The organism is Streptomyces tateyamensis, assembly GCF_003205575.1.
GTDB lineage: Bacteria > Actinomycetota > Actinomycetes > Streptomycetales > Streptomycetaceae > Kitasatospora > Kitasatospora tateyamensis.
Genome location: NZ_PYBW01000294.1, coordinates 1 through 2,734 on the forward strand (window position 1 = coordinate 1; position 2,734 = coordinate 2,734).

Annotated in this window: 3 protein-coding genes; all 3 read right to left on the minus strand. The window is 76.2% G+C overall.

Translation table 11 applies throughout. The annotated features are described in order from the left end of the window. Positions 1 to 953: sigma-70 family RNA polymerase sigma factor (locus tag C7C46_RS33425; RefSeq protein ID WP_146259335.1), on the minus strand; the 953-nt coding region annotated here is incomplete at its 3' end. Positions 954 to 1,127: 174 nt separating this feature from the next. Further along, positions 1,128 to 2,489: a sensor histidine kinase gene (locus C7C46_RS33430; protein ID WP_110673627.1), complete on the minus strand. Its 1,362-nt coding sequence runs from the start codon at positions 2,487 to 2,489 to the stop codon at positions 1,128 to 1,130. Between the two features lie 43 nt (positions 2,490 to 2,532). After that, positions 2,533 to 2,734, minus strand: a 202-nt coding sequence (locus C7C46_RS33435) for a winged helix-turn-helix domain-containing protein (protein WP_146259336.1), incomplete at its 5' end; no start/stop codon positions are given.

A 2,734-nucleotide genomic window follows, 5' to 3' on the forward strand; every position in this document is an offset into this window, starting at 1 on the left:
GCCCGGGCGCGCGCCCGGGCCAGCGCCCGCCGGCCGAGCGGCCGCTGCCCGGCCGGGCGCTGCCGCCGCGCGGCCCGGGCGCCGGAGGAGCCCGAGGTCCCGGACGATCCCGGCTTTCCGGACGAGTGGGCTGTTCCGGACAAGCCGGGCGTCCCGGAGGCGGGGTGGCCGGCCAGCGCGGTGGCCGTCAGCTTCGCCGACAGCCCGTCCGGCACCGGGACCAGCACCAGGCCGGCCAGCAGCCCCTCGGCCGGCACCAGGTCCCGGGCCTGCCCCTGGCAGGCCCGGCAGTCCCGCGCGTGCCGGGCGATCCGCTTGCGCCACAGCGCCCCCGGCACCTGGTCCCACGGCGCCGTCAGCTCGGCAAGCTCCGGGCAGCCGGGCCGGGCGGCCAGCGCCCGCACCACCACCCGGGCGGTGTCCAGCCGCTCCTTGACCCGCTGCACCCGCACCGCGGCGTGCTGCGGGCTCAGCTCCAGGGCGGCCGCGAGCTCGGCCCGGTCCAGCTGTCCGGCGGCCTCCTGCCACCACAGCGTCAGCACCTCGCGCTCGTCCTGGTCCAGCCAGCGGGTCGCCTCGGCGACCTCGCGGCGCTGCCCGGACAGGCCCAGCCGGGTGATCGTCAGCCCGACGAAGTCCGCTGCCGGATCGGCCAGTTCGCGCGCCTCGTCGAGTGAGCCGGCCGGGCGGGCGGCCTGCTTGGCACGGTAGCGGTGGCGCACCTGGTTCATGGCGATCGCCACCAGCCAGCTGCGCAGCGCCGCGGGCTCGCGCAGCGCGGGCAGCCCGTCCACCGCGCGCAGCATGGTCTCCTGCACCACGTCGTCGGTGTCGGGGTGCCCGTTCAGCGCCCGGCCGACCACGTTGTAGACCAGCGGCAGGTGGGCGGCGAGCTGCTCCTGCCCCGTGTGCCGCACACCGCGCCCGTCCGCGTCCCGCCTGTCCGTGTCCACCCGTGCCCACTCTCCTCAAGGATCCGTCCACTGATGGGAGACCCGGTCGGACCCGGTCGATAACGGAAAACGCGGGGGAAGTTCCGAGGAGAACCGGAAATCGCGTCACCCGTTCGCCCGAACCCGGACCGCAGCAGACCCTAGTGGGTCCCGATGGCCAACGAGCGGGCGGCGTCAGCGGGGATCGGCCAGTGGGAGGCGTACCACCAGGCGGGCGCCCTGCTCGGCGGGCTCCGCGGTGAGGGTGCCCCGGTGGTGGCGCACCAGGTCACGGGCGATGGCCAGGCCCAGTCCGGCCCCGCCGTGGTCGCGGCTGCGCGCATCGTCCAATCTGGTGAACCGTTCGAAGATCCGTTCCCGGTCGGCGGCCGGGATCCCCGGGCCGTCGTCGGTCACCTCCAGCACGGCCAGCCGGGCGCTGGGCAGTTCGCGCAGCCGTACCTCCACCCGCCGGTCGGCGAAGCGCTGGGCGTTGTCCAGCAGGTTGGTCACCACCCGGGTGAGCAGCAGCGCGCTGCCGGTCACCCGCACCCCCTCGGCGAGCTCCCCCTCGGCCGGGCAGCGGTCGCCGCGCCGGATGGCCACCGCCTCGGCGACCAGCTCGGTCAGATCCACCGGGGCGGCGGAGAGCGGTTCGGCGGAGTCGATCCGGGCCAGCAGCAGCAGGTCGGCGGCCAGGCGCTGCAGCCGGTCGGTGTCCTCCAGCGCGCCCTCGATCAGCTCCGGCCAGGCGGCCGGGTCGCGCACCGCCATCGCCACCTCCAGCTGGGTGCGCAGCACGGTGAGCGGGCTGCGCAGCTCGTGCGAGGCGTCGGCGATGAACTGGCGCTGGCGCCGGCCGGAGGACTCCAGCCGGTCCAGGGTGGCGTTCATGGTGACGGCCAGTCGGGCCACCTCGTCCTGGGTCTGCGGCACCGGGACCCGGCGGTGCAGGTCGCGGTCGCTGATCTCGGCCACCTCGGCGCGGATCGCCTCCACCGGCTGCAGCGCCCGCCCGGTCACCCACCAGGTGACCACGGCCACGGTGAGCAGCAGCAGCGGCATGCCGACCGCGAGCGCGGCGGCGGTGGTGGTGTCGGCGGCGTCCACGTCGCGCAGCGAGGTGCCGGCGTAGACGGTGACCAGGCCCTGGCCGGTGTCGGTGGTCACCTGCACCACCCGCTGGCGGTGCTCGGAGCCGAGCGGGCTGATGTCCCAGGTGCCGAAGACGGTGCCGGGCACGCTGGGCCGCCGGTCGGAGATGGCCGGACGGCCCGCCAGGTTCTGACTCGAGCTCAGCACCGTCCCGTGCGCGTCCACCACCTGGAGGAAGTCGGCGCCGTGGGTGGGCGGCAGCTGCGGGGTGAGCCGGCCGGCCTGGGCCAGCTGGGCCACCCCGGTGGCCTGCGCCTCGGCGTCGCTCTCGGCGTTGTGCAGCAGGTTGGCGTCCAGCAGGCCGAGCAGCGAGAACGAGGCGATGGCCAGCGCCACCGCCACCACCGAGCTCGCGCCCAGGGTGGCCCGGGCCCGCACCGTCACGGGCCGCAGCCGGCGCAGCACCCGCCCGGTGGCGGCCGCCCGCTCGCCGCGCGCGGCCCGGTCAGCCACCGTCGACCGCCAGTCGGTACCCGGCCCCGCGCACCGTCTCCAGCGCGTTGCGCCCGAACGGCGCGTCGATCTTCCGGCGCACCGCGCTGATGTGCACCTCCACCACGTTCGGGTCGCCCTCGAAGGCGCTGTCCCAGACCTGCTCCAGGATCTCCCGCTTGGGCACCACCTCGCCGGCCCGCCGGGCCAGGCAC